At 45.5% G+C, this 25,176-nt stretch carries 17 protein-coding genes; 6 read left to right on the top strand and 11 right to left on the bottom strand.

Annotated features, from left to right (window positions below; genetic code table 11):
• Positions 1-1,200 carry an MFS transporter gene (locus MKY75_RS09050; protein ID WP_069011373.1) on the top strand — a complete coding sequence of 400 codons (1,200 nt, stop codon included), beginning with the start codon at positions 1-3 and terminating at the stop codon, positions 1,198-1,200.
• Positions 1,201-1,292: 92 nt separating this feature from the next.
• Here the strand turns inward: MKY75_RS09050 and MKY75_RS09045 are convergent, their stop codons facing one another.
• Entirely contained in the window at positions 1,293-2,603 is a 1,311-nt protein-coding gene (locus tag MKY75_RS09045; RefSeq protein WP_209947997.1) for an MFS transporter, read from the bottom strand.
• Positions 2,604-2,693: 90 nt separating this feature from the next.
• Complete coding sequence (locus tag MKY75_RS09040) at positions 2,694-4,412, bottom strand: methyl-accepting chemotaxis protein (RefSeq protein ID WP_069011371.1); 1,719 nt, start codon at positions 4,410-4,412, stop codon at positions 2,694-2,696.
• A 272-nt stretch (positions 4,413-4,684) separates the two neighbouring features.
• On the opposite strand from MKY75_RS09040, the gene MKY75_RS09035 reads away from it, so the two are divergent.
• Entirely contained in the window at positions 4,685-5,638 is a 954-nt protein-coding gene (locus MKY75_RS09035) for a serine hydrolase domain-containing protein (protein WP_340885053.1), read from the top strand.
• 144 nt (positions 5,639-5,782) lie between these two features.
• On the opposite strand, the gene yicI is transcribed toward MKY75_RS09035, so the two are convergent.
• A complete protein-coding gene (gene yicI / locus MKY75_RS09030) occupies positions 5,783-8,107 on the bottom strand; it encodes an alpha-xylosidase (RefSeq protein ID WP_340885050.1) in 2,325 nt (774 codons plus the stop codon).
• Positions 8,108-8,287: 180 nt separating this feature from the next.
• On the opposite strand from yicI, the gene MKY75_RS09025 reads away from it, so the two are divergent.
• On the top strand, positions 8,288-9,208 hold the full coding sequence (locus MKY75_RS09025; RefSeq protein WP_029516781.1) for an AraC family transcriptional regulator: 921 nt from the start codon (positions 8,288-8,290) through the stop codon (positions 9,206-9,208).
• A gap of 15 nt (positions 9,209-9,223) precedes the next feature.
• Here the strand turns inward: MKY75_RS09025 and brnQ are convergent, their stop codons facing one another.
• Positions 9,224-10,582: a branched-chain amino acid transport system II carrier protein gene (gene brnQ, locus MKY75_RS09020; RefSeq protein WP_069011368.1), complete on the bottom strand. Its 1,359-nt coding sequence runs from the start codon at positions 10,580-10,582 to the stop codon at positions 9,224-9,226.
• A 517-nt stretch (positions 10,583-11,099) separates the two neighbouring features.
• On the opposite strand from brnQ, the gene MKY75_RS09015 reads away from it, so the two are divergent.
• A complete protein-coding gene (locus tag MKY75_RS09015; protein ID WP_029516779.1) occupies positions 11,100-12,374 on the top strand; it encodes an oligosaccharide MFS transporter in 1,275 nt (424 codons plus the stop codon).
• A gap of 94 nt (positions 12,375-12,468) precedes the next feature.
• Here the strand turns inward: MKY75_RS09015 and MKY75_RS09010 are convergent, their stop codons facing one another.
• Both MKY75_RS09010 and MKY75_RS09005 read right to left on the bottom strand, forming a co-directional pair.
• A complete protein-coding gene (locus MKY75_RS09010; RefSeq protein ID WP_029516778.1) occupies positions 12,469-14,172 on the bottom strand; it encodes a methyl-accepting chemotaxis protein in 1,704 nt (567 codons plus the stop codon).
• A 33-nt stretch (positions 14,173-14,205) separates the two neighbouring features.
• Positions 14,206-15,480 (bottom strand): ABC transporter substrate-binding protein, encoded by a 1,275-nt coding sequence (locus tag MKY75_RS09005; protein WP_029516777.1) that lies wholly within the window; start codon positions 15,478-15,480, stop codon positions 14,206-14,208.
• A 243-nt stretch (positions 15,481-15,723) separates the two neighbouring features.
• Here MKY75_RS09005 and MKY75_RS09000 point away from each other — a divergent pair, with 243 nt between their 5' ends.
• Positions 15,724-16,572: a copper amine oxidase N-terminal domain-containing protein gene (locus tag MKY75_RS09000; protein ID WP_340885048.1), complete on the top strand. Its 849-nt coding sequence runs from the start codon at positions 15,724-15,726 to the stop codon at positions 16,570-16,572.
• 141 nt (positions 16,573-16,713) lie between these two features.
• On the opposite strand, the gene MKY75_RS08995 is transcribed toward MKY75_RS09000, so the two are convergent.
• The 5 genes from MKY75_RS08995 to MKY75_RS08975 form a co-directional block, all read right to left on the bottom strand.
• Positions 16,714-17,055: a darcynin family protein gene (locus MKY75_RS08995; protein ID WP_029516775.1), complete on the bottom strand. Its 342-nt coding sequence runs from the start codon at positions 17,053-17,055 to the stop codon at positions 16,714-16,716.
• Positions 17,056-17,138: 83 nt separating this feature from the next.
• Positions 17,139-17,720, bottom strand: coding sequence for a Crp/Fnr family transcriptional regulator (locus tag MKY75_RS08990; protein ID WP_165147701.1), 582 nt, complete (start codon positions 17,718-17,720; stop codon positions 17,139-17,141).
• Positions 17,721-17,846: 126 nt separating this feature from the next.
• The gene (locus MKY75_RS08985; protein WP_165147704.1) at positions 17,847-19,688 is read right to left on the bottom strand and encodes an adenine deaminase; all 1,842 of its coding nucleotides are present in this window, start codon (positions 19,686-19,688) and stop codon (positions 17,847-17,849) included.
• Between the two features lie 153 nt (positions 19,689-19,841).
• Positions 19,842-22,220, bottom strand: a complete 2,379-nt coding sequence (helD, locus tag MKY75_RS08980) for an RNA polymerase recycling motor HelD (RefSeq protein WP_340885046.1) — start codon at positions 22,218-22,220, stop codon at positions 19,842-19,844.
• 356 nt (positions 22,221-22,576) lie between these two features.
• A complete protein-coding gene (locus MKY75_RS08975; protein ID WP_175405266.1) occupies positions 22,577-23,608 on the bottom strand; it encodes an FUSC family protein in 1,032 nt (343 codons plus the stop codon).
• A gap of 187 nt (positions 23,609-23,795) precedes the next feature.
• Between MKY75_RS08975 and MKY75_RS08970 the strand changes: the two genes are divergently transcribed.
• Entirely contained in the window at positions 23,796-25,118 is a 1,323-nt protein-coding gene (locus tag MKY75_RS08970) for an MFS transporter (protein ID WP_165147710.1), read from the top strand.
• The last annotated feature ends 58 nt before the right edge of the window (positions 25,119-25,176 follow it).

The raw sequence follows: 25,176 nt of genomic DNA, 5'->3' as shown, positions 1-25,176 counted from the left end.
ATGCAACAAGGCAAGCAACCTCTTTGGACCAAGGAATTTATCGTTCTTACGGTTTCCAATTTATTTTTGTTTCTGGAATTACAGATGATCCTATCTTCCATTCCTTCTTATGTGAAAAATACATTCCACGCTAGTTCCGTTCAGGTGAGTCTCGTTACCACCTTATTCGCTTTAAGTGCGATTGCAGCACGACTCTTTTCAGCCCGTATGCTGGAAAAGGGACATCGCAGTACCCTGATCTTCGTGGGACTGCTGTTTGCATTGGCAGGAACGCTGGGGTACAGTGTTTCGCCAACGATTACAGTGCTTCTGCTCATGCGGATGTTATTTGGGATTGGCTTCGGTATGAGTAGCACGGCCTTTCCAACGATGGCCTCTGACGTCATCCCGCCCAAACGTCTCGGTGAAGGAATGGGCTTCTTTAGTCTGTCCACTAGTCTAGCGATGTCGATTGGGCCGACCATCGGCATTTCGATGCTTCAATACGGGAGTTTCAACCTGCTTGCCTATACGACAGCAGCTGTAATTGTTGTGATATTCCCGTTGGCTTACTGGCTGATTCGTACACTACCCAAAGAGCACATCGAACCACCTATGGTTCCTTTGGAAGAAGGGCGAAAACCGGCATTTAACCGTAAATTGTGGGTTCCCGCCTTGTTGAACATGCTGATGTCTATCACATATGGTGGATTACTCGGCTTTATGGCGCTTTACGGGGATGAAGCAAATCTGGCACATCCGGCCTACTTTTTCCTGTTTAATGCGGTATCCGTGCTGATCGTGCGTCCCTTCTCGGGCCGTATTTATGACAAAAAAGGGGCAAAAGCACTGCTCATCCCTGGCTCCCTGTTTTTAATTGGCGGTCTGATCCTGCTTTCCTACGCACACAGTGATGTCTTCATGTATATGTCTGCTCTTTGCTACGGTATCGGGTTTGGTGTCATGCAGCCGACCCTCCAAACCTGGATGATTCAGGTCGTGTCTCCTAAACAGAGGGGCATGGCAAACGGTATGTTTCTCAATTCCCTCGATTTCGGGGTTGCAGCCGGAGCGCTTATACTTGGCATTATCGCCAAAGCAAGTGATTATGCGTGGATGTACCGTCTTTCCTCGCTGTTTGTTGTACTGTTCTTACTAATCTATGTCATACAAATCGTTGTGAGCCGCAAGCCTAAGACGCATCTCCCTCTAGAAGGGTAGACTATATTTTACAAATGAACATTAGCTCTTACTTGCTTAGTTATCAAAAACACCCGTTGCCATGGTTTCATGGACAATGGGTGCTTTTTCATTTATTTCGCAGGAGTTTTGCGTCTTAGCTTGGGAGAACGAGGCTTTTCCCGGGACACGCTTGTTTGCTCCTCATTTACACTCATACGGTCCGTGGATTTGTCATCTGTGGGTTCATCCTGCTTGGGTCTGACCGCAAACAGCATCAGCAGAGCTGCAATGCCTCCCACTGCGGCCATCACGCCAAAGAGCAGACCATGTCCACTGCTGCCCAGCAGCAAGGATACAACCGGAGGGCCTAGTGACACCCCGACAAAGCGCATGCTGCTATACAGGGCAGTAATGGTTCCGCGTTCCTCTTTTTCAATTCCCTTTGTAATGAGAGAATCCAAACAAGGCAGCGCAAGCCCAATTCCGCCGCCCCCTAACGTAAACAGTCCGATCACCGCATAAATATTTTGGATAAATCCGAGAATGGCAAAGCTGATCGTCAATATGGCCAAACCACTAAAACCGATCCACTTCATACGCTTTTTGTGCTTGCCGATGATCTTGCCTCCTACATAAGAACACAGACAGAGGGAAATCAGCGGAATGGCTAACACAAAACCTTTCCACACTCTATGGAGGTTGTAACGACTTTCCAAGATGTCGGATAAGTAGAACAAGACGCCAAAAATGACAAACATACAAATGCCGCCCATAGCGAAAATAGCATAGAGCCAACGTCCTTTTTCGGCAAGCACCCGCTTCACATTTCCCACAAACTCCCGAAACATAATCGGTTGGTTCTTACGCTTAGGCACATGGATCAGCCAAAGCACCAAAATGAGCGAAATCAGACAGAGGCCTGGAATTACGGCCAGTGGCAAAAACCATAGAACAGCTCCCAATGCGGCACCGAGTATCGGACTTAGCACTTTGCCAAATGTGTTGTAAGTCTCGACGACCCCCAGGTTCTTACTGGCCTCATCCTCATTCTCGTACAGATCACCCACAAGCGGAATGACTATAGGAAAAGCCCCTGCCGCTCCCGCACCCTGAAGTAGACGGCCTGCAATAATGGTCCAGTATGCTGCCGAATCGTGAAGCAGCCATGCTCCCGCTGCAGAAATCCCCCCACCAATCACCGTCAGAATCAGACAGGGAACAATCACCGCCTTACGGCCAAATCGGTCGGAGAGATAGCCCGCAATCGGTATCAGTAAAATGGCCACCACCGCATATACTGTAATCAACATGCTAATCCGAAAAGAGCTTACATGTAGCTTACGTCCGATTTCCGGTAACACAGGAATCAGCATGGAATTACCCAGCGTCATCATCAGCGGGATGGAACCTAACGCAAGCAGATTCCCCTTATTTTGTTGCATCCCGTTACCACCTTTGCAAAAGTAATAACACAGCTGTTCAGATTTGTTCAACAGATGTTATTGTGTTTACATTGGTGGGGATTTATACGGCTACACTTTAAATCCACCGACCCTTGCATTCAGCAGTTGCGACATATCCGCCAGTGTATGAATAGATGATGCAATTTCCTCCATGGAAGCCAGTTGCTCTTCAGCCGCCGCACTGACGCTCTGGGTTCCTCCTGCCGACTGCTCTGCTACTTCACGAATACGTTCTACTGCTTCCACCATTCGCTCTGATCCGCCGGACATTTGTTCTACGGACCGGTTTACATTGTGAATCTGTTCGCTGACCTGTTGAATGGAACTTCCAATCTGACGAAATGCGGTTTCTGCGGATTGCATGACCTTTACGCCAGACTGCACTTCAACCGTCCCTGTCTGCATACTGGAAGCGACATTTCCAACATGCTCCTGAATATTTTGCACAAATTGTGTGATTTCTGCTGCTGAAACCGATACCTGCTCGGCCAATCTTCTTACCTCAGAGGCTACAACTGCAAATCCTTTGCCCTGCTCTCCGGCTCTTGCCGCTTCAATCGACGCATTGAGCGCCAGCATTCCTGTCTGTTTAGCAATTCCAGTAATAACAGCTCCAATCATGCCAATCTGTTCGGCCTGTTCACTAAGTGAACGTACAGCACGTGCAGAGCTGTCTACACTTTCGCTTACCTTCTCCATCTGACGCATAGCCTGACCTATAGATTGTTCCCCTGCTTCTGCATCTTTAGCGGCTGTATCAGACAACTCATATACCTGCTGGCTCGTAGCTGCAATATGCTCCAGTTCGTGGGCAAGCTCTTTCACAGTATCTGTAGTTTGTGTAATATCGTCGACCTGATGCTCCATACCAGCCGCTAATTCTTCCATTACACCGGAAGTATGACGATTGGCCTGATTCATTTCCTCTGTACTTACGCTAACCCTTTCTGCGGTTACGGTTAATGTACGCGCCGTATCCTGAGCATCCACTATAATACTGCGGAATCCCTCAATAAGCTTGTTGTAGGAGCTTGCAATCATACCGATTTCGTCTTTGGACGTAATATCCAGTCGGCTACGCAAATCTCCCCCACCTTCAGACATTTCCAACAGTTGCTCATTCATATGGTGTAATGGACGAATTGAACGAATCAGAACGATGGATTGAAAAATACTGTAAATGATAACCAGAAGCCCTACAATACTCGTAATCAAGGATGTATTCGTCATCGTTTGGTGCGCTTGCTGTACTTTCACCGTCACCATATCCTCTTGAGCTTTGACGAAGGCTACTACCTTGGTATCAAGTTGCTTGCGCAACACCCGTTCGTTTTCAAAATCATCGAGCAAATCAGAAAATGGCGGGAAAGCGTCATCTCTTGTACTCTGATACCCCGCTGTAGTCAGTAAACGATGAACTTGATTCATATAGGTATTAATCCCCGTCTTGAGATCAGTCATCTTTTTACTAGAATCCTCATTGCCTGTACTAAGCAGAGCTTCTGTCTCCTGTAGCAACTTTGCAACTTCACTTTGCTTGTTTCCGATCTCTTTCCCATACTGTTCGTCACGAGTTAGCAAATATGCCCGCTCATCATTAGATATGCCGTTTAACAAAAATTGAAGAGACTTCGAGTTATACGCAATAGCCTCTTCACGATTCATAATATCCTTGTACTCATTCTCACTATGTACGCTTAAAATGTAATTGGTCAGCAGCATTGCTGCAATCACACTCGGGATCAGTATCGCGCTAAGAATCATTTTGGCCTTAATCGTTAAATTCATGAATCGGTCCCCCAGTTATTTCTGAATAAAATGTCCAACTTACTATATATCGTTTTATTCGATTGTTTTTTTGAATGAAATAGAAAATAGTGTATAGATTTTTAAATATATTTATGTCTATTCAGTGAACATATATATCTTTTTTAATATCAAAAAACAAAAAAATTCAAAATTAGGTAAATGAACTGTTTTCAGTTTGTACTCTTCGAATTTCAGACTATTTAAATGATATACTATGTATTGGTATAGCATAAGCCTCAAGGAGGATCTGCATGAACAGTCTGGAGCTCAAACCGCTTATTCACGTGCTTAACGAGTTGGAAACCCGCAGCTGCCTTATTGAGCAGCAGGGTAACATGATCTTGAATTACTATCGTGAACCTCAAATTGCTAACGAACTCTATAAAATAAATTCCTGCACCAAAAGCGTGATTTCTGCATTAGTTAGTATCGCTATGAACCAGCAACAGGGACCGAAACCGGAGACGCCGATCCTCGAATTCTTTCCCCAGTTGGCCACAGATAGTGATTCTCGAAAACATGATATTACGATTGAACATCTGCTGACGATGTCCGCAGGCTTTAACTGGACGGAGTTTGGCGGACAAAACTCTTTTCCTACCATGAGCAAAACGTCAGACTGGGTGCAATTTGTACTTTCACAGCCATTATCGGATGTGCCAGGCACGCGAATGGAGTACAGTTCTGGCTGTTCTCAACTTTTGGCCACCATACTACGTCATGTTTCTGGACAAACAGTTGCTGAATTTGCCGAACAGCAATTATTCCAACCGCTCGGTATCGAAAGCTACCATTGGGAAACCGATCCTCAGGGCACTCATACGGGAGGCTTCGGACTGCATCTCAGGCCAATGGACATGCTCAAATTCGGGCAGCTTTACCTGAATGAAGGAGGCTGGGAAGGACGGCAGATCATCCAAGCAGAGACGGTTCGATATTCAACCCGTCCGTTTCTCCCTGCTGCCAAACCACAAAAAGCATTTTACGGATGGCACTGGTGGACTTCTTCCTTTTCAGATGGAACAAATACAGGAAGTGAAACGGACTATTTTTACGCTCTCGGCTTTGGTGGGCAATATATTGTTGTCGTCCCGTCGTATGACATGGTTGTTGTCGTTACCGCCGATAAATTCAAAAAGAAACGGACTCCTGTGGATATTTTCCGGCAGTATATTGTACCGCTACTACTCCAGCAGAATGGATAGGAGTAGATAACCAATGCTAAAAGTTGCAACTGATTCTATCAAAAATCTGCATCAAAAAGGGCTTGCCTGTTGGATCAAGCAAGCCCTTTCTTTACATATAATCGCTACATTGTGACATACTTCATCCACTTTCTAGCGCCTTACCTAGCCCAAGTGAATCGTAAGCTCTTGCTGTCCACTGGAAGCTGGTGTAATAATTACACCCTGTTCTCCCGACTGGCTGCTGCCTCGCTCCACTTGAACAACCTCGTGGATACCGCGCAGGACGATCGACCATGGTTTAACAGCACCTTCTGCCTTCACTGTAATGACAGAATCCTTGCGGCTGGCAATAACCGTTAACTCTTCTTCACCTGACGTATTCACGATAACCGTTCGAGCCTGTTGCCCCTCACCAAGCTCAAACAAATGAAGCGCCACTTGATCAGCATAATCATAATCCGGACGACTGTCCTCATGACCGATTGCCAACAGTGTGTTCGGCTTCACGAGCACAGGCAAAGTTGTAAAATCATGATGCTCGTTGACCCAACGACCACCTGACACTCTCTCATTCGTAAGTAAATTTGTCCACTGACCTTCTGGTACATAATACTGTACATTGCCTTCTTTATTAAAGATTGGGGCTACCAAAATGGAATCCCCCAGCATGTATTGCAGATCCAGTGTTGCACAGGTTGGGTCCTGCGGGAATTCCAATACCATAGCCCGCATCATCGGCAGTCCCTTTACCGAGGATTCCACAGCAGAAGGATACAGGTATGGCATTAGCGAGCATTTGAGTTTTGTAAAGCTACGCACCACATCCACTGATTCTTCGTCAAATAGCCAAGGCACGCGATAGGATTCGTTTCCGTGCAGACGGCTATGGGAGGACAGAAGTCCAAATTGTACCCACCGTTTGTATACGTCCGGCGCAGCCGTTAACTCAAAGCCGCTAATATCATGGCTCCAGAAGCCGAAGCCGCTCAAACCAAGCGACAAACCGCCTCGTAAGGATTCCGCCATCGACTCATACGTCGACGAGCAGTCTCCTCCCCAGTGAACCGGGAACTGTTGCCCCCCGGCTGTAGCGGAACGTGCAAATAACGCGGCTTCATTTTTACCCAGCTTTTCCTCCAGCACATCAAATACAGCCTTGTTGTACAAATGCGTATAATAGTTATGCATTTTCATCGGATCAGATCCGTCATGATATACCACATGGGTAGGGATGCGCTCGCCAAAATCAGTTTTGAAGCAATCTACCCCCTGATCTACTAACACCTTCAGCTTATCCTGGTACCAGGCGACTGCAGCCGGATTCGTGAAGTCAACCAGCCCCATCCCCGCCTGCCACATATCCCATTGCCACACGCCACCATCGGCGGTTTTGACCAGATAACCATTCTCCATGCCTTCATCAAACAAAATGGATTTCTCAGCAATATACGGATTGATCCATGCACAAATTTTGAGACCCTTTGCCTTCAATCTTTGCAGCATGCCTTCCGGGTCTGGGAACATGTCTTGATCCCACTGGAAATCGCACCATTGGTATTCCTTCATCCAGAAGCAGTCAAAATGGAATACCGAGAGTGGCAGATCTCGCTCAGCCATCCCGTCCACAAAATGATTCACTGTGGCTTCATCGTAATCTGTTGTGAACGAAGTGGTCAGCCACAAACCAAAAGTCCAGGCTGGTGGTAATGCAGGCTTACCCGTCAGCTTGGTGTAATTGTCCAGTACCTCTTTAGGGTTAGCTCCTCCAATAATAAAATACTCTAACGATTCGCCGGAGACGCTAAACTGAACCTTTGATACATTTTCCGATGCAATCTCATAGGATACCTTTTCCGGATGGTTGACGAACACACCATACCCTTTATTAGATAGATAAAATGGAATGTTTTTATAGGCCTGCTCACTGCTGGTCCCGCCATCTTCATTCCAGATATCGACCACTTGGCCATTTTTTACGAACGGAGTGAAACGCTCTCCGAGTCCGTATACGTACTCACCGATGCCCAGCTCCAGCTGTTCCCGAAAAAAAGGCTGATCCTGCGGGTCTGTAATATAGCCTGGTCCCCGATGTCCGCTACCTGTGACTCTGCGATCCTCGACATAAAAGCCTACGTCCCAGCTCTTTCCACGACCGACTCGCACACTCAGATCGCCGCTTTTCAGTACCGCTGCGTCCTCATCCACCGTAATGCCTACCTCTGTTGGCAAGGTGTGAATTTCAAAATCCGGTCCCTGATGCACCCGTCCCTTATGGTGGTTTAGACGTACCCGAATGACATTCGGCATAGGCGAGCTGTAGGTCGCTTTCAGCAACGCTCCGTTCAGTGTATCTCCTTTATGCTCGATCCGGTGGGTTGCTGCATATACCGTCATGGAAGCATCGTCCGTCACGATATCACGGATTTCAGCAGGATTTTGTATTTCATAGCCCTTGCGAACCAACCAATAGCCATCTGTAAATTTCATCTGTTCCTTCCTCCGTCTCAATCTTTATATTCTTGATTCCAAATCGCTTGTTGGATTTTTTCGAAATCCTCACTATAATAATATTGATTTATGTAAGGGTTTACTTCTTTTATTTTGACGTATTGTATCAATATTTTGATGTTTTCTATATAAATCAGTTTGCCGAAAGGAATCATTGAAATGCAAAGGGAAATGTTACGAGAAAACCGCATTCACGGCAATCCCATGTATCCAGTCAGCGTATATCCGAGCGTAGAGCAATTGAACGGAAATAGTATATTGGAGTCCCATTGGCATGAGGAAATGGAGTTTATCGTAGTGGAACAAGGGACCGCTGTATTTCAGACGGATATGGTCTATACGGAGGTTAGCGAAGGTGAAGCCCTTTTTGTAAACAGTGGCGAGCTTCACGCCGGTTATTTACAAAAAAGTCCTCGCTGTGTATTTTCTGCGGTGGTGTTTCACCCCGACATACTGCACAGCCGCACGCAGGATACGGTGCAGACGCAGTTTATTGACCCATTTATCAGTAAAAAGCTTGTCCCTCCCCCCCACATTCGCGGCGTGCAGCTCTGGGAGCAAGAGGTGCTGGCTGCATTGCGATACATTATCACCAGCCATGAAAAGAATGCGCCTGCCCGTGAACTGGCGACCAAGGCACAGCTCTATAGCATGATCGCCTGCCTGTACCCACACATGACTCCCGCTAACGGAGAGGATGTGATTATGGCGGGTCAGCGCAACAAAGTTGAACGGATCAAAAAAGCGTTGGCGTATATCAACAGTCATGCTCATGAGCCTATACGTTTACGGGAAATCGCAGATGAGATTGGAATGAGCGAGGGACATTTCTGCCGTTTTTTTAAGCAGATGGTTCAGAAAAGCCCGGTAGAATATATCAACTATCATCGGATTCAAAAGGCTTGCAGGTTGTTGGAGCAAAGTGATCGAAAAGTGGTTGATATTGCGCTGGATGTTGGATTTGACAATCTAAGCTACTTTATTGCGACCTTTAAAAAATGGAAAGGCCTGACCCCTTCGCAGTACCGTAAGCAGCACGAAGCAGATCAGGCGCTTGCTGTCCCTTATATAACAGACTGATATGCATAGGATAAATTATTTGTTTTTTTTGGGCTTCATAAGTACTAAAATTATTTTTCTTCCTCTTAATTTAGTAAATATGTAGCCAGCTACACCTCCTAAAACAGAGGGAATTAACCACCCTAACCCTACATTATATAATGGGAGAAAATGGGTGAAAAAATCATTAATTACATTAATTTTTATTCCAGCAGCATTCAAGCCATCAAATAAACTAATGATAAAGGTTAATATCAAACTGCCTTGATATACTTCTGACTTTCCTTTAAATACGGGATGTAAAAAAGTTAAAAATATTAGAGAAATAGCAATAGGATATATTGCCATTAATACTGGCGTTGAAACCTTAATGAGCTGTGTTAAACCTATGTTGGCTACAAGGATACTAAATATAGATAACATGAGAGCGACTCTTTTGTAAGAGACTTTTGGAAATAATCCATGAAAAAAGGAAGAGCAGGAAGTGATAAGCCCCACACTTGTCGTTAAACACGCTACTGTAATCATTAAGCCTAATAGAATAGATCCATAAGATCCAAAATAATAGGAGGAAACCTTAGCTAACACCTCAGCACCATTTCCTAAAATGCCCAGTTTTTCAACACTAGAAGCTCCCATGTATGAAAGAGACGTATAGATAAAAGCTAAGAGTATAACCGCAATTGCTATCGCTTTGCCACAAATGATCATCAGCTCTTTTTTTGTATTAACCCCTCTATCCTTAATCGCATTCACAATGATAATTCCAAAAATAAAGGCTACAAGAGCGTCCAATGTTAAATAACCCTCTTGAAAGCCTTTAAAAAAGACATTGGATGTATAACCCTCCGCAGGTTCTTGGAATTTTCCTATTGGGTGAATAATAGCTACAATCACAAGTAATCCAATGAATGTCAATTTAATGGGTGTTAGGAACTTTCCGATGACATCAATAATTTTTGTAGGATTAAGTGACAACAAACATGCAACTGCAAAAAAAAGGATAGTAAATACAAAAAGTGCGACAGGATGATCTGCATTGTCTGAAAAAAAAGGCTTTACTCCAATTTCAAATGACACACTACCGGTTCTAGGAATTGCATACAAAGGCCCGATGGCTAGATAAAGGATTGTTGTAAAGACAAGACCGAATACAGGATGTACACGACTCGCTAAAGTTTGCAAATTGCTTTTGCCCGAAAAAACAAAGGCTGTGACGGCTAGTAATGGTAAGCCGACACCGGTAACCAAGAAACCCGCATTGGCTATCCATACATTCTTTCCGGCCATTTGCCCAAGCATAGGTGGAAAGATTAGATTCCCTGCACCAAAAAATAAGGCAAATAGCATTGATCCTATAATGATAATAAAGGACGTAGAAACACTTTTAGACATAATAAATCCTCCAACCACGAACTCACAACATTTTGTTTTTATTCGTTTTCTTTTAATTTTGTATACTGTATGTTAATAGGAACGTAGCCAATTGTCGCATTCAAAGAACGGCATCTGATTGCCTAGAGTATGTTACTCTATATACGATCATCGTTTCAAGTAACTTTGTACTTGCAAAAATGAATCATTTCATCCCCTTGCTTTTGCACTTATGAGGCTACCCTATATTTCTCCTCCTACTTAGTGAGCTTAATGAACTATAAGAGAATTTTACACGTAGGACTTATTTCTTACAAGACATAGATGTAGTTACACACACCCGGTAGGTCTCGTAAAAGTTTTAAATTACTACATAATCTGCGGTTTAATCGAATCATCAACTGATTGTAATAAGCACAGGAAATCTTGGGAAAATGCCCTATGGAAGCAAGCGAATAATCCTTACAATTAATAGTACAACAATGCATATTAACGTTGAATACAATTTGAGCGGCTACAATTGAAGGGGTGCTTAAACATGACGAATTTGGCAAAACGCAACTATTGGTCTCTGAGTATTTTTAACTTCGCTTATCTATTTACATGGTCTGCCGCCATGTCTTTTTTTGTCATTTGGCTGGGACAAAGCCTGGAAATTTCAGAAACCTACACGGGATTTTTATACGCGGCTAATTCAATCGTCGCCTTGATCATGCAGCCTTTGTTCGGTTACTTATCTGACAAGCTGGGCTTGAGAAAACACCTGCTGTACATACTCTTTACAATCCTTTTGCTCGTCGGGCCCTTTTTTATCTATGTATACGGTCCATTGCTTCAAACGCAGTTCGTCATTGGTGCCATTGTTGGTGCGCTATTTATCGGCCTGGTATTTAATGCAGGTAACGGTGTCGTCGATTCGTATATGGACAAAGTTTCGCGTAAATATGGCTTTGAATACGGACGGGTTCGTATGTGGGGTTCACTCGGGTGGGCGGCGGCTACTTTTGTTGCGGGACGGGTCATCAATATCAATGTAAATCTGACCTTCTGGATTGCCTCCGTATCTGCCGTTGTTGCCATGATCTGCATCTTCCTGACCAAAGTCGAAATTTCTGGACAGGAGCAGCAGAAAACAGAATCGTTGAAGCTCATTGATGTGCTGCATCTCGTACGTACCACAAAGTTCTGGTTTCTTATGCTATTCATGGTTGGCGTGACCCAAATTTATGAGGTATATGACCAACAGTTTGCCACATACTTCGTATCGCAGTTCAGTTCCAAAGCGGAAGGAAATCAATTCCTTGGCGATTTGAGCGCTGTGCAGGTTTTTCTGGAATTTGTGTTCCTTTTCGTTACCCCTTGGTTTGTGAACAAAACGACCGCCAAATGGGCATTAATTATTGCCGGGTCGATTATGTCTTTGCGTATTATCGGCTCTTCGCTGCCATTCGGTTCTATATGGGTGGCTGCGATGAAGATGATTCACTCCCTGGAGAAACCACTTATTCTGGTAGCCATCTTCAAGTACATTACCGTTAACTTTGACCAGCGCTTGTCCTCCACCATGTACCTGCTGTATTTGTTTATGGGCTCCCTGGTGGTTTCCATTTTCTCACCCATTGTCGGGCATATGTATGAAGTATTAAATTTCCCGATTACTTATGTAATTCTGGGTTCCATTGCAGGTCTATTCACCATCCTATCCTGTTTTACACTGACAGCAGACAAGAAGAATGGAGAGCGGTATCTGGAAGAACGCCGTAAACAGGATCTGAAAAGAGCAACCAAAAAAGCTGAAGCAGTTCATTCGTAATCTAATGGTTTAAGCTTAACAAAACAGCGGCAGTCTAGGACTTTCTTCTCGTCCAAGGCTGCCGCTCTTAACTCCAGTTGATTTGAAGCTTATTTTAAATCTTGAATACCGACACCGTCTGATTCATCTCTTCCGCCCTCTTGGCAAGCATGTTAGCACCCGCAGACACTTCCTGCATGGATGCAGTAGTTTCCTCGACTACGCTTGCGACTGTTTGAGTAGAATCTGCTGCACGTTCGGAGATTTCAGCAATTTTCTTCATCGATTCCACCATAGAAACGGTCCCTTCATTTACGGATCTTGCTTCTACAGCCGCAGTGTCCACCTCACCGCTCACTTCTTCAACGGCACCTACAATCTCAGAAAAAACGTTACCTACGCCTTCGACAAGCATCATGCCTTCATTCAGAGATTGAACACCTTCATTCATTGAAATCACAACTTCATCTGTTCTTAAGGCAATTTCGTTAACCAGAGAAGAGATCTTGCCTGTTGCTTCACTTGCTTGTGCCGACAGATTGCGTACTTCAAAAGCAACAACCGCAAACCCTTTTCCCTGCTCTCCCGCCCTCGCAGCTTCTATACTCGCATTTAGTGAAAGCAAATTGGTTCGAGCTGCTATATCACGGATCATAGCTGTGATCTGTCTGATCTCCGCAGACTTTTCTCCTAGAATATTTACTACTTCAGCGGATTGAGTTACCTTGGTATGCACATCTCTTATTTGAGAAACAGTCGAAGACATTTGGGTTTTTCCGTTGTTTGCTTTTTCTTGTGCTTGGGTTGTGAGATTTGCCACATTCACAAAGCGATTGGTTATGTTCTCTACACTTTTAGAAACGTCTACCGTGTAATTCAGCGTTTCAGCTATGTCTACAAGCTGTGTCTGAGATCCCTCCGCAACCTGAGTGGCACTTATAGCTATCTGCTCGGTAGCAATGCTTGTCTGTTCCGCACTAGCCGTTAACTGTTCAGCCGTAGAGGCAACCAGTAAGGAATTATCCACAACTTCCTTTAAAAGATTGCGAAGTGAATCGCACATTTCATTAAAATCGGATGCCAGCTCCCCGACCTCATCTTTGGATCGGATACTAAGGGGTTCCACTTGCAGGTCCCCTCTCGTTACCAGCTTTATCTGTTCCGCTATCTTTAATATGGGCTTAGTGAACGATTGAGCCAGTAAAAAAGAACCGATAATTCCAAGGATCGTACATATGATAGTCAGAGAAATCATCAAAAGTCTACCTGAATGGTAAGATTGACTCGATTGATTAGCGGCATCAGTAGCGTACTGCTCATTAAGCAGCTTCAGTTTATTCACATCGTCCAAGGCTGCCTTATAAATAGAAGAATTCCCATGGATGATCATGTAGGCCATCACCTTGTCGTTTTCTTCCATGGCCGCGGAAACCACCTTTAGATGGCGGAGATACATTGCCCACTGACCATAAAAGTCGGTGAATAGTTCTTTTTCCTCTGCCGTGGAGGCTAAACTTTGATATTTATTTACACTCTTATCCATTGACGCTGTAGCTTTGGTTAGTTCTTCTTGATAAGTGCTGCGGACGGCTGCATCCTCTTCGAGTATCATTCGAACGGTGAGCCTATCGATTTCTGTAATCTGCTTATCCATACCTTGAAGAAGAATGACTGCAGGTAAAGACCTGTTATTTACCTTATCAGAAGCCTCCCCCATTTCCGACATCTTAATGACGCCTATAACACTTGAAAGGGACAGCACGATCACCAGTATGAGCGCTGCACTAATTATCTTTTTCTTTAACGTTAATTTAAACACCCTTATCTTCCTCCCGTGACTGGTCTCGTATCATCACTGCTGAGCTTTCCAATATATACGTATTTGGCGCAACAGCTCTGCCTTATCTATCTTTCCACTGATGTAGCTTTGGATAGATGCTCCTGTGATGCCCCCATGATCAGGTGGAAGGGTTGCCATGAACGGCAGCGTCTTTCCGCTCGACATATATGACTTGATCGATTTACTCAAAGGATCGGAAGGCACCATGTCAATATTCTTGAACGCCGGTATAACATTGGCCTTGTTAACCAAAAGTTCTTGTCCGGATTTTTCATATACCAGCCAGTTCAAAAACTTCTTTGCTTCCTCTTGCTGCTGAGGTGTGGTAGTTGTGGAGTCGATGAATATATACTTTGTCACACCGACAGTGATCTTAGCATTGTTAGGATCATCCGTATTATCGTTTAGCGGAAGAGGCAAGAAACCGTATTCCTCATTTGCCGTATCATTGCTCTTTATTCCATTCCAAGCCCAGTTGCCCATAAACCAAAGCCCTACCTTGCCCTCTCCCAAAGCTTTGGCTCCATCTTCATACGTACTGTCCAAAGGCAAGTGCTTATTAATGTTGTTATCCTTGAGCAGATCTAAAGTTTGTACCCATCCAGACATTACATTGTTCTGGGACATATCAATGGAGTTATTCTGCATACCTTTAACAAACTCCGGAAAGCCCCCAGGTTGAACAGAATAAGACAGAGCTAAAAGATGAGAGCCGAGAGACCAGTCCATTGGTGAAAGCATGTCCGGTGCTACTCCCGACTTCTGAATTTTAGCCATTAATGAATTCAGGCTACTTCTACTTTTTACCGAGGAAACATCAAAAGCCCCCCCTGTTGCTTTGTCCAGTACTTTCTTATTGTAAATTAATCCGTAGCCTTCTACTGCAAATGGAAACCCCAGCACAGCATCATTTTTCTTGACGGTGTCAAGTCCATTTTCTATCGTATCGGCTACCCACTTCTCTTTACTTAAATCAATAGCTTTATCCAAGAATGTCTGCGTGTCGCCTGGATCAAGCATCGACATGGTAGCTGGACTTCCTGAGCCATACATCGACATCAGCTTTTGATATGCAGACGTCCCCTCAGGAGCGGTTATAATCTCTAAAGATACTTCAGGGTGCTCTTGATTGTATTGTTTTGCTACTTCCTCTAACTGGGTTTTTATTTCAGATTTAGAATTCAAAAGTGTAATCTTGGTCGTCTGCTGTGATAATGGTGAAGCTGAACAACCTATAAACATAATTAAACATGCTAGAGAAATCGCAACTTTTAGCTGTTTTCTCATTAACTTCCCCCCCTAAGGATTTGCTTTCATAAAATTTATGAACAATATTCAATGTTATCGACATAATCCTTCGCGAAGGTTAGAAGTTTTTCGTTGGTAAATATCGGAAGTTAAATAATAGTACAAACAGGTTGTTACGTTAAGTTAACAGACAAGATAGCACAACAAATTTTATCCAATCGCGTCTTAATATGGGGAAAAGTTACTTCACAACAAATTTAATCAAAAAAGGGGTAATCATTTATGAACAAAGCATTCTGCTGGGTTTTTCTTGCAATCTTTTTATTTATTTCATCATCCACTACTTATGCAGCAGAAAATCAAATCAAAGTTGACGGTGTGACGGTTACATCCGATGTGACGCCCGAAATGAAAAATAAGCGCGCCATGGTGCCTCTACGTGTTATTAGCGAAAGTTTGGGGGCCAACGTCGAATGGTCCGATTCCGAGGTTATTCTCGCTAAGAGTGATGTGAAAGTAAAGTTAGCAATAAACAAAAGCACAGCGGAGAAAAACGGTAAAAAGATACTGCTAGATGTAAAACCATATACGAAAAATAATCGCATATATGTTCCACTTCGTTTTTTAGCAGAGGCGTTTGGCTGCAATGTCAATTACAGCAACTTTACAGTGACTGTGGATACTAAACCATTGCTCATCAACGGTGTACAAGTAAAGGCGCTTCAACAGGAATACCATATGACTTTGGGCGGCGTAGTTCAGCAAATTCATGGCAATGCATATAACAAAACCATTTATAATATTTTCACAAAAAACAAAGGTGAAAAGGTCGAAGCACCTGAAAACTATTCTTGGAGCTTCACTATTGACACACCCGGGTCTTATTATAAAAATGCACAATACGATTTTTTAGACCAAAAGGGGAAAAACTTAGCTCGTTTTGATGTGTATTCTTTAATCCAGTCCTTTCCATCCGAAGTTTTAATCGGATATCCCAAGTTTTTGATTCATGACGTATCGAAAGATGAGTGGTATTTGTTTAGCGAAAGCGCAACAAAATCTATAAATCAGTTAATGGATACCGCCGGAAAGAACGGTTTTCTGAAGGTTATAAGTAATACAGTTGTATAATGCGATTTTTTCTTATTACACTTTTTCGTCTCCAAAAGATAAAAGGCGAATTCCCAGCTGAACATAAGCAGCACAGGAATTCGCCTTTATTAACCGTATATAAGATGAACACTTCATTTTACATAGAAAGCGGAATGACGGTTATTTTTCCATCTGTAGCATTTCTGACTCATAGGACTGAAATGCATTTTCCATACCCATCACTACATCTTTAATCTTCATGTATCCTTTGGTATACGGCTCAGAATCGCGAATTTCTTCCCACATATAGTGATATTGCTTCATGTCCTCCGTTTCGCATACGACGAAATCGGTGTAGTCCTTTCCAGGCAATGCTTCTGCATCAAAAAACCGAACCTGAACCTGTTCGTTATACTTTTGAATGGTAGCCTGCAAGGTCCCCGCATGTTTTCGACGTTCCTCCCGAGGAAGAGCCAACCAGGAAGGGTAGAATTCCAATAATACAATCATCATATAACGCATATGCCTATCTCCTTTTTTTGGTGAAGCTTGAATGATGTATCGTTATTGTACGCTGCTTGTCTACAAATTCGCATTAACATAGGTTAATGCGGATCACTACGCAGCAAACGACTAAGTGACACAGGGGAGACGCCTATGTAAGAAGCTATATGATATTGGGCAACTCGCTTGTCCAATCCGGGGTATTTGAGGAGAAAAGCGTGATAACGTTCCTTAGCGGAGAGGTATAATAATTCGCGTTCCCGCTCCTCTTTTCGAATGTAAAGTCTCTCTACACTCTTGCGCACGAATCTTTCCCACATATGGCTTGTATCCATAAGCTCCTTCAATACGTGATATGGAATTTCAATGACAACCGAATCTTCCATTGCCTCAATCGAAAAAGTGGAGGCTTCTTCTTGGATCATAGCCCCATAAGAGGTTACGAAATCATCTTCTGGCGAAAAACCAACATTGTATTCTCTGCCATCTGCTAATGTATAGAATAAACGGAATAATCCCTCTGAACAAAAATAGGCATGTTTCACAAGCTCACCCGTTTCAATGAGAACCGTTCCCTGCTGAACATGCTTCACACGGGTTTGCTCTACAAACCGGTTCCAATCCTGCTCTATAATCGAGGCATGATGAGCCATTTTTTCTAGTGAACGATAATAGGGATGCATCTGCCCACCTCTTCTTGACTTTTATAAAGGAATCGAAGATAACTTTTATGGCTTCGTATATGAAAAACAGGGGTTATCCCTTAGGTCTGGACAGACCTGCAGGACAACCCCCAGCGACGTGTTCTATCAGACTTCCGCAGCATCCTCTTCCACGAAAAGAGATACCTTGCGGATGCCATCCGCTCCGATGACGACAAGCCCCTGATCCGACAGACGGATTTCAGGGATAACGACCAGTGCGAGCAGTGACAGTGTCATCAGCGCGTTGTTCAGCATGCAGCCGGCTTGCTGAAGCGCGCGGCTGATACTTTCGGACTGCGCTGCCACCTCTGCAAACGGAGCTGGGGACATCAGCCCGGCAATAGGCAGCGGGAAGCGTGTCTCACCCGAGGCGGATACAACCACCACGCCACCACGCAGACCAACAGCCTGCTTCGCCGCCTGGGTCATGAGCTCGTCATCATTACCAATGACGAGCAGGTTGTGACTATCATGCGCGACGGTCATGGCAATCGCAGCCGGCTCGGTGAAGCCGACACCTGTCACAAGTGCGACCGCGTGACTGCCACTGGCATGATGGCGCTCGAAAACGGCGATTTTGCACAAATCCTGCGCAGGATCTGATGCAACTTCACCATCACGCACCGGAACGGTCATCCGCACTTCCTTCGTGTCCACATGATTTTCCGTAACACGAATCACCCGTACGGGTACGTTCCCCTCCTGTACTGGAGCCGCAATGCGGAAATCTGCTGCACTCAGCTCTCGTCCCAGATGGACCGTGTCCATTACTTCCGCAGGATAAACGAATCCGTCCCAATCGGCGACCATTTGACCGTGCTCGGCCACCAGCTGGCCCGCTGCGATGGTAGCCGTCACATTCACTTCGGCCAATCGGCCATCAAGCAAAATAATGTCGGCAATCGCACCCGGAATGATCGAGCCGATGTCCCGTGCCACGCCGAAGCGCTCTGCCGTATTCAGCGTAGCCATCTGAAACGCGGTTACGGGCTTGACGCCCTGTGCAATGGCATGACGCACAACGAAGTCCATCTGCCCTTCATGGAGCAAGGATTCTGCGCTGCGGTCATCCGTTACCAGCATCATGCGGCGCGTGTCGAGACCCATTTCCGTGCTGGCGCGGATCGTCTCGGCCACATCATGCCATGCGGAACCTTGCCGCATCTTGGCATACATGCCGAGCCGGATACGCTCGGCTACATCCTCGGGCGTGACACACTCGTGGTCGCCCGAAATTCCCGCGGCTGCATAGACCGGCAGTCGCCAATCATCGGAGGCCCATGTAAAATGGCCATCCGCCACCTTGCCCGCGCGCAGCGTGGCCTGAATTTCCCCGATCATCACATCGTCTCCATAGACGACACCAGGGAAATTCATGACTTCGCCCAGCCCGATCATATCCGGGCCCCAGCTTAACGCTTCTGCGACTTCTGCCGGGCCGAAGGAGGCCCCCGTCGTTTCCAGCTCCGGACCTGTGGACGGCACGCAAGAAGCCACCTGCATGTAAGCTGCCAGCGGTGTCGTGCGGGCTTCGTCCAACATCAGACGAAGCCCTTTTAGACCCAGTACATTAGAAATTTCATGCGGGTCAAAAAAACCACCCGTCACTCCCAGCGGCAGTACAGCCTTAGCAAACTCAGTTACCGTAAGCTGCGTGCTTTCGATATGACAATGTCCGTCCAGTAACCCCGGTGCCATATAGCGGCCTTCCGCTTCAATGATTATGGTGTCTTCTCCAATCGTATGACTGACGTCCCTACCGACGTAAGCGATACGAGAACCTTGCACAGCAATAGACATGCCCGGCAGCAACTCGCCCGATACCACATTGACCAGTGTTCCTCCGCGGATCACCAGTGATGCCTTGCGCTCCCCTCTAGCTGTAGCTACTAACTCGGGTACACACTCCGCCAGTGGCGGGCGTTGAAATACACTCTTCATGTCCATTACGTTTGTAACCTCCGTTTATGCTTCTTACCTGTTTTGCTTATTTGCTTATGTTACTGGAATACGCTCCATAATGCCAGCCAACTCTATATCTATTCAAACATCGCAAAGGTTCCTGTGGCATTTGTCCCCAGCTGATTGCCAATATCCTCTCTACAGAACACGATCACTTTCTTCCACATTGCGGGTATACGTATCCGAATCCCGTAAACTCACGAATGGTGTAATCTCCCCTATGCTATAAATATGCAGCAAATGCATCGCTCGCGTACAGGCGGTGTAGAACAACTTACGCTCACTCTCACGCTGGTATTGTTTCGCTGATCCGTCATAAATCAGGACCGCATCGAATTCCACGCCTTTTGCCAGGTAGGCTGGAATGATATGAATCCCCTTTTCAAAAGCGGGGGTTGTTTTCTTAATTAATTTTGGCTTCACTGACAGCTGTCCTTCCAGCGCTTCGTAGGCTGCCGCGCTTTCGTCAGCATTTTTACAAATCACCGCGATGGACTCATAGCCTTCTGCCAACAATTCAGTGACATTCCCAGCTATCCGTTGATGCAACTTTTCACGTGAACGCACCTCGGTTACCAGAGGCTTCTCACCCTTACGGTTAAACGGTACAATGTGCTCTCCCCCAGCGACCATCCCCCGGGTAAATTCCACAATCTCCTGTGTCGAGCGATAGCTGCGTGTCAGGGAAATCATCTCGGTCTGATCTGCCCCATACAAGTCATACAATGGCTCTGCATCCTGAAGCACCGAGGCATGGGCATAGATGGCCTGATTAAAATCACCCAGTGCCGTCATTTTAGCCTGTGGAAATAAACGCTTGAAGAACGCCAGTTGGAATGGGGAATAGTCCTGTGCCTCATCAATAAACACGTGACGAATGTTGCTATTGGAACGAAAGCCCAGCATCAGCTCACGCAAATATAAAAAGGGCGTCACATCCTCATACGCTAACTCCCCAGCCTGAATTCGTTGCAGGGTTTGCCGACTAATTTCACTCCAGCTGACGGGCAGCTCTGCATGATTCGCCAGTTGGCTCAACAATGCCTCATTCATAAACAGCTCGCTGTAGAGCCGGGTCGTATCTACGAAGCGAAGCGCCTTAATCCATTTGCGCAGAGGCTTTAAGCGGTCACTGACCACCATACGCGCCAATATTTCTCTTTCACGTGCAAAATCGTCGAAAGTATCGCCCTTATTCTTGGATTTACGGCGCATACGGTTATAGGCACGCTGATAATCCTCCGGCTCCATCAGATCCATCTGTTGATCCACCCATGGAGCGGAGCATTCCTCCTTACCAAAGCGGGCCAGCTCTTTAAGCATCCAATCCCGCAGCAGTTCCAATCGATTCGCCAGTCGCACCGTAGAGTCGAATTCATAAAACTTGCGTGCCATCTGCTCTACTGAAACCACCTCACGTCCCTGAAAGCGGATGGGTTTAAAACGCATGCCCTCCTGCTCCAAATACGCCTTGTAGCCTGTAATCACATGTAGGAACGTCTTAGACGATTTAAAACGGATACCTTCCATCCTGGCTTCATACCCAGGCAGTAACGACGCTGAAAGCACATATTCCAGCTGTTCAAATGGATCTTCTAACTGAAACTCCCGGCCCAAACGCCGCTCCAAATATTCCTGAAACGTGGCCTGAAGCATATTTTCCTCACCTAATTCAGGCAATACTGTCGATACATAACTGTTAAACATCGGATTAGGCGAAAATAACACGACCTGATCCGCTCGTAAGCGATCCCGGTACTTATACAGCAAATACGCTACTCTCTGAAGCGCAGCAGAGGTTTTGCCACTTCCTGCCGCTCCCTGAACAATAAGCATACGGCTTCGGTCATCACGGATAATGCGATTCTGCTCCCTTTGGATGGTAGCGACAATACTTTTCATTTGGGCATCCGAGCTGCGGCTCAATACGGCTTGAAGAAGTTCGTCTCCAATCGTCACCCCTGTATCGAACATAAAACGAATTTGTCCATCACGGATCGAGAATTGACGCTTAAGCGTGAGCTCTCCATCCATCTCCCCTGCCGGAGTTTTATAAGAAGCGGGACCCGGCATGTTATCGTAATAAAGATTGGAAATAGGCGCGCGCCAGTCATAGATCAGAAATTCCTCATCTTGATTATCAAGCAGGGAGGCAATCCCCAGATAAACACGTTCCGCAGTCTGCCCTTCCTCAGCAAAATCAATGCGTGCAAAATACGGTGAATCAAGCAACTTTTTCAAACGACCTAACGCCTCAGTGGAATGCTTGTGTCTTCGTTCCCGCTCAGACAAAATCTCAGACTGCTGACGCAAACTGGTGGACGTCTCGCCCACATCATCCGCCTCACTGAAATTGATCGTTACCTCATCCCAGAAGTCTTTACGCATATCGACGACATCTCCGCGCACAGAACCAACCTCTGTCTCTAGCTTCCGAATACGCCCGCTAATTACTGCGGTCACATCTTCTACTCTTCGTTGTTCTTCATTCCATTGCTGTTCAGTAGTCACTGGCATCGCTCCTGTTCCGTTTCCTCCTGCTCCACGCAGGGCTCCTTTGCGTACAAACTATGCTCTATTATGGACCCGGACATACCCGCGGCATCCCCCTGCTCCGGGAAAATTGACTAATCCTTTGAAGCATGCTATAATGTAAAAAGAAGTGTAACTCACAATTTATGCATATGGTTTTACCATAAAACAGAGCATTCTCTATTGTAGCAAGTTCAGTCCCTGTTCGCAACCAGCGGGCTTTTTTTGTGCGTTCTGGCAACCTTCTATTAACCTGTTCTGACATACTTGAATTCATTACATAAAAAAGCGACCGTTCATCTGATTGATGAATGCGGTCGCTTTTCTTTTAGGAAATTCGCCTATCTGCTCTCTTCCACAGGATGAATATGATCGGCCAATCTGCTCAACCTCTCCAGCTGATGACCATAGTCGTACATGGCCGCAGCCACAATAGAAAGCCGCAGCATTCCTTCCTGACAATGGTCAAAACGTGTAATCGCATGCTTCATAAATTCGCCGTTCGCCTGCTGGAACAATTCACTTTCGTCCTCATTCGGTTTTAGCTTATTTTCGAATTTCAGTAGAGCGTGCTCGTGAAAACGAATCAGCAACTCCAGGTGACTGTCAAAAAAAGCATCCGTTCCCTTTGGCCGTAAAGACTGGAAGTAGTGCCTTTCCACCGCATCCAGTACCTCATATCCTTTGTGTAAACTTCCGAGCATTTGTTTGTATACTACCATTTGTCTCGTTTGACTAAACTTGGAGCGCTTGAGCTTCTTCTGCTCTTCCTCGAACAAATGATATTTGTCCGACAGCGATTTAATGGCTCCCTCTAGATTTCCTTTTTCCTCTTTAAAGACAGACTCCTTAATCTCATCGGAAATAGCAGTACGCAGCAGCAAGGACATGCTGTTAAAGACATTTTGAATCTGATTAATAAACTGCCTTTTCGGTTTCGGGGGAAAAACGCTAACATTGATGACAAAAGCAGACACAATTCCAATCAAAGTGAGCGCAAATCGAGTCACCGCAAATTTCCAGTCCCCTGAGGCTTCCATTACAGAAACAACGGTCACGAGTGTCAATCCAACCGTATCAGCCATATTTATTTTCAGACATATCATAAGTACCAATACACATACGAGTCCGACTGCAATCGGCTCATTCGAAAATACCATTCCGCCCAGCAATGCCATGATTGCACCTAGTGTGCTTGTTTGGAGTTGATCCAAGAAATAACGCCACGACCTATATATCGACGGTTGCATGGCAAAAATAGCGGCTATCGCTGCCCCCACAGGCGAATGGGTGTTCAAAAGCGTGCTCAGAAAAAGGGCGAGCGTCACTGCAATTCCCGTTTTCAACACCCGTGCTCCAAAAGCCAAAGCCATCCCTCCTGCTTACCTTTCAAATTTATTCATACCGAATTACTATAATGAAAATTCAATGTAAAGTCCATGCTTTATTATTACCCAAAACAAGCGAAGATCAGGAATATTTATGAAATGTACAGTTCCTGATAGAATACATATCAACAGAATTAACTTATTTGCAACAACGTCACAGGAGGAACTCATCGTGTCATGGATTAGCAAAATGTTAGAAGAGCCCCGAAAGTGGCCACGCAATATCCGATTGTTTTTTATGGCCAATCTGCTGTACCAGATGGGTACAGGAATGTTTTCTGTGCTGTACAATCTGTATATCCAAAAGCTTGGCTTTGACGATGATATGAACGGCCAAGTGGTCAGCATGCAGGCGCTGGCGACGGCGTTGCTGTTCATTCCGGTCGGATTTTTGGGGGATCGGATAAGCCGCAAAAATATGCTGGTCATCGGTGCATTATTCAGCGGCCTGGCCTTTCTCGCCCGTACCTTTACAGATACCAGCGGAAGCATGTTGGTATTTGCCGTAATCTCAGGTGTATTCGCTGCCTTTATTCAGGTGCTGGCCGTGCCTTTTTTAGCAGAAAGCATAAGCAAAGCCCAACGTTTAAAAATATTCAGCTATTACTCAGCTCTTGTACTGGCAGCCCAAGTCCTGGGCAGCTTCGGGGGTGGCGCACTCGCAGATGGGCTGCAGACGTGGGGAATCACACCGCTATCCAGTCTGCGGGTTGCTCTGTTCCTTGGAGGAATGGCAACATTGACTGCTTTTATTCCTCTATTGTTCATCACAAAAACTACGGCTAACTTAGAAGCACCCGTTCCTGCCGAATCTTCACCTCAAACAGAACAAGTACAGACGCCGTACAGTACATCCGATATCCCTGCCTCGGAGACACCTACTGCTTCTTCTGATCGCCGGGTTATCGGACAATTTGTTCTGGCCCAGTTTTTTCTTGGACTGGGTTCAGGTCTGGTCATCCCGTATCTTAATTTGTATTTTACGAACCGCTTCTCCGTATCGCTCAGCGCAATGAGTTTACTGATTGCACTCGGCCAGCTCATGACCATCCTCTCCATGTTGATCGGACCTACCCTCGGCAGCCGAATTGGTCTGGTCAGAGCTGTAGTTGGCTTCCAACTGCTTTCGCTACCGTTCCTTCTCATTACAGGCTTTACGAACGTGCTATGGATCGCTTCGATCAGCTTTCTATTCAGGCAAGCGCTCATGAATGCAGCTAATCCGCTGCAAACCGCCATTCTCGTCGAACGTGTGTCAGATAAAAATCGTGGCATTGCCAACTCCATTCTCCAGACGACCTGGATGCTAGGCACCGCAGGTATGGGACCTGTACAAGCCTATCTGGTTACAACTTATGGCAACTACTGGGGCTATGCCATCACATTTAGCATGACAGGTGTTTTCTATATTTTGTCCTCCCTCGTCTATTACAGGATGTTTCGAGAAAAGCGTCCGTCCGCGAACCAGCTTTTACAAAACCCGGCAGGCCCGTAAACAAAATCATGACACAATAAAAGCCGGAGCCTCCAAGCGGACTCCCTTGGAACGTCAT

Origin of the sequence: Paenibacillus sp. FSL L8-0663, from assembly GCF_038008125.1 — a bacterium.
GTDB classification, from domain to species: domain Bacteria; phylum Bacillota; class Bacilli; order Paenibacillales; family Paenibacillaceae; genus Paenibacillus; species Paenibacillus polymyxa_D.
Note: the sequence above shows the minus strand (reverse complement) of the source record. Positions and strands in the feature narration are given on the sequence as shown.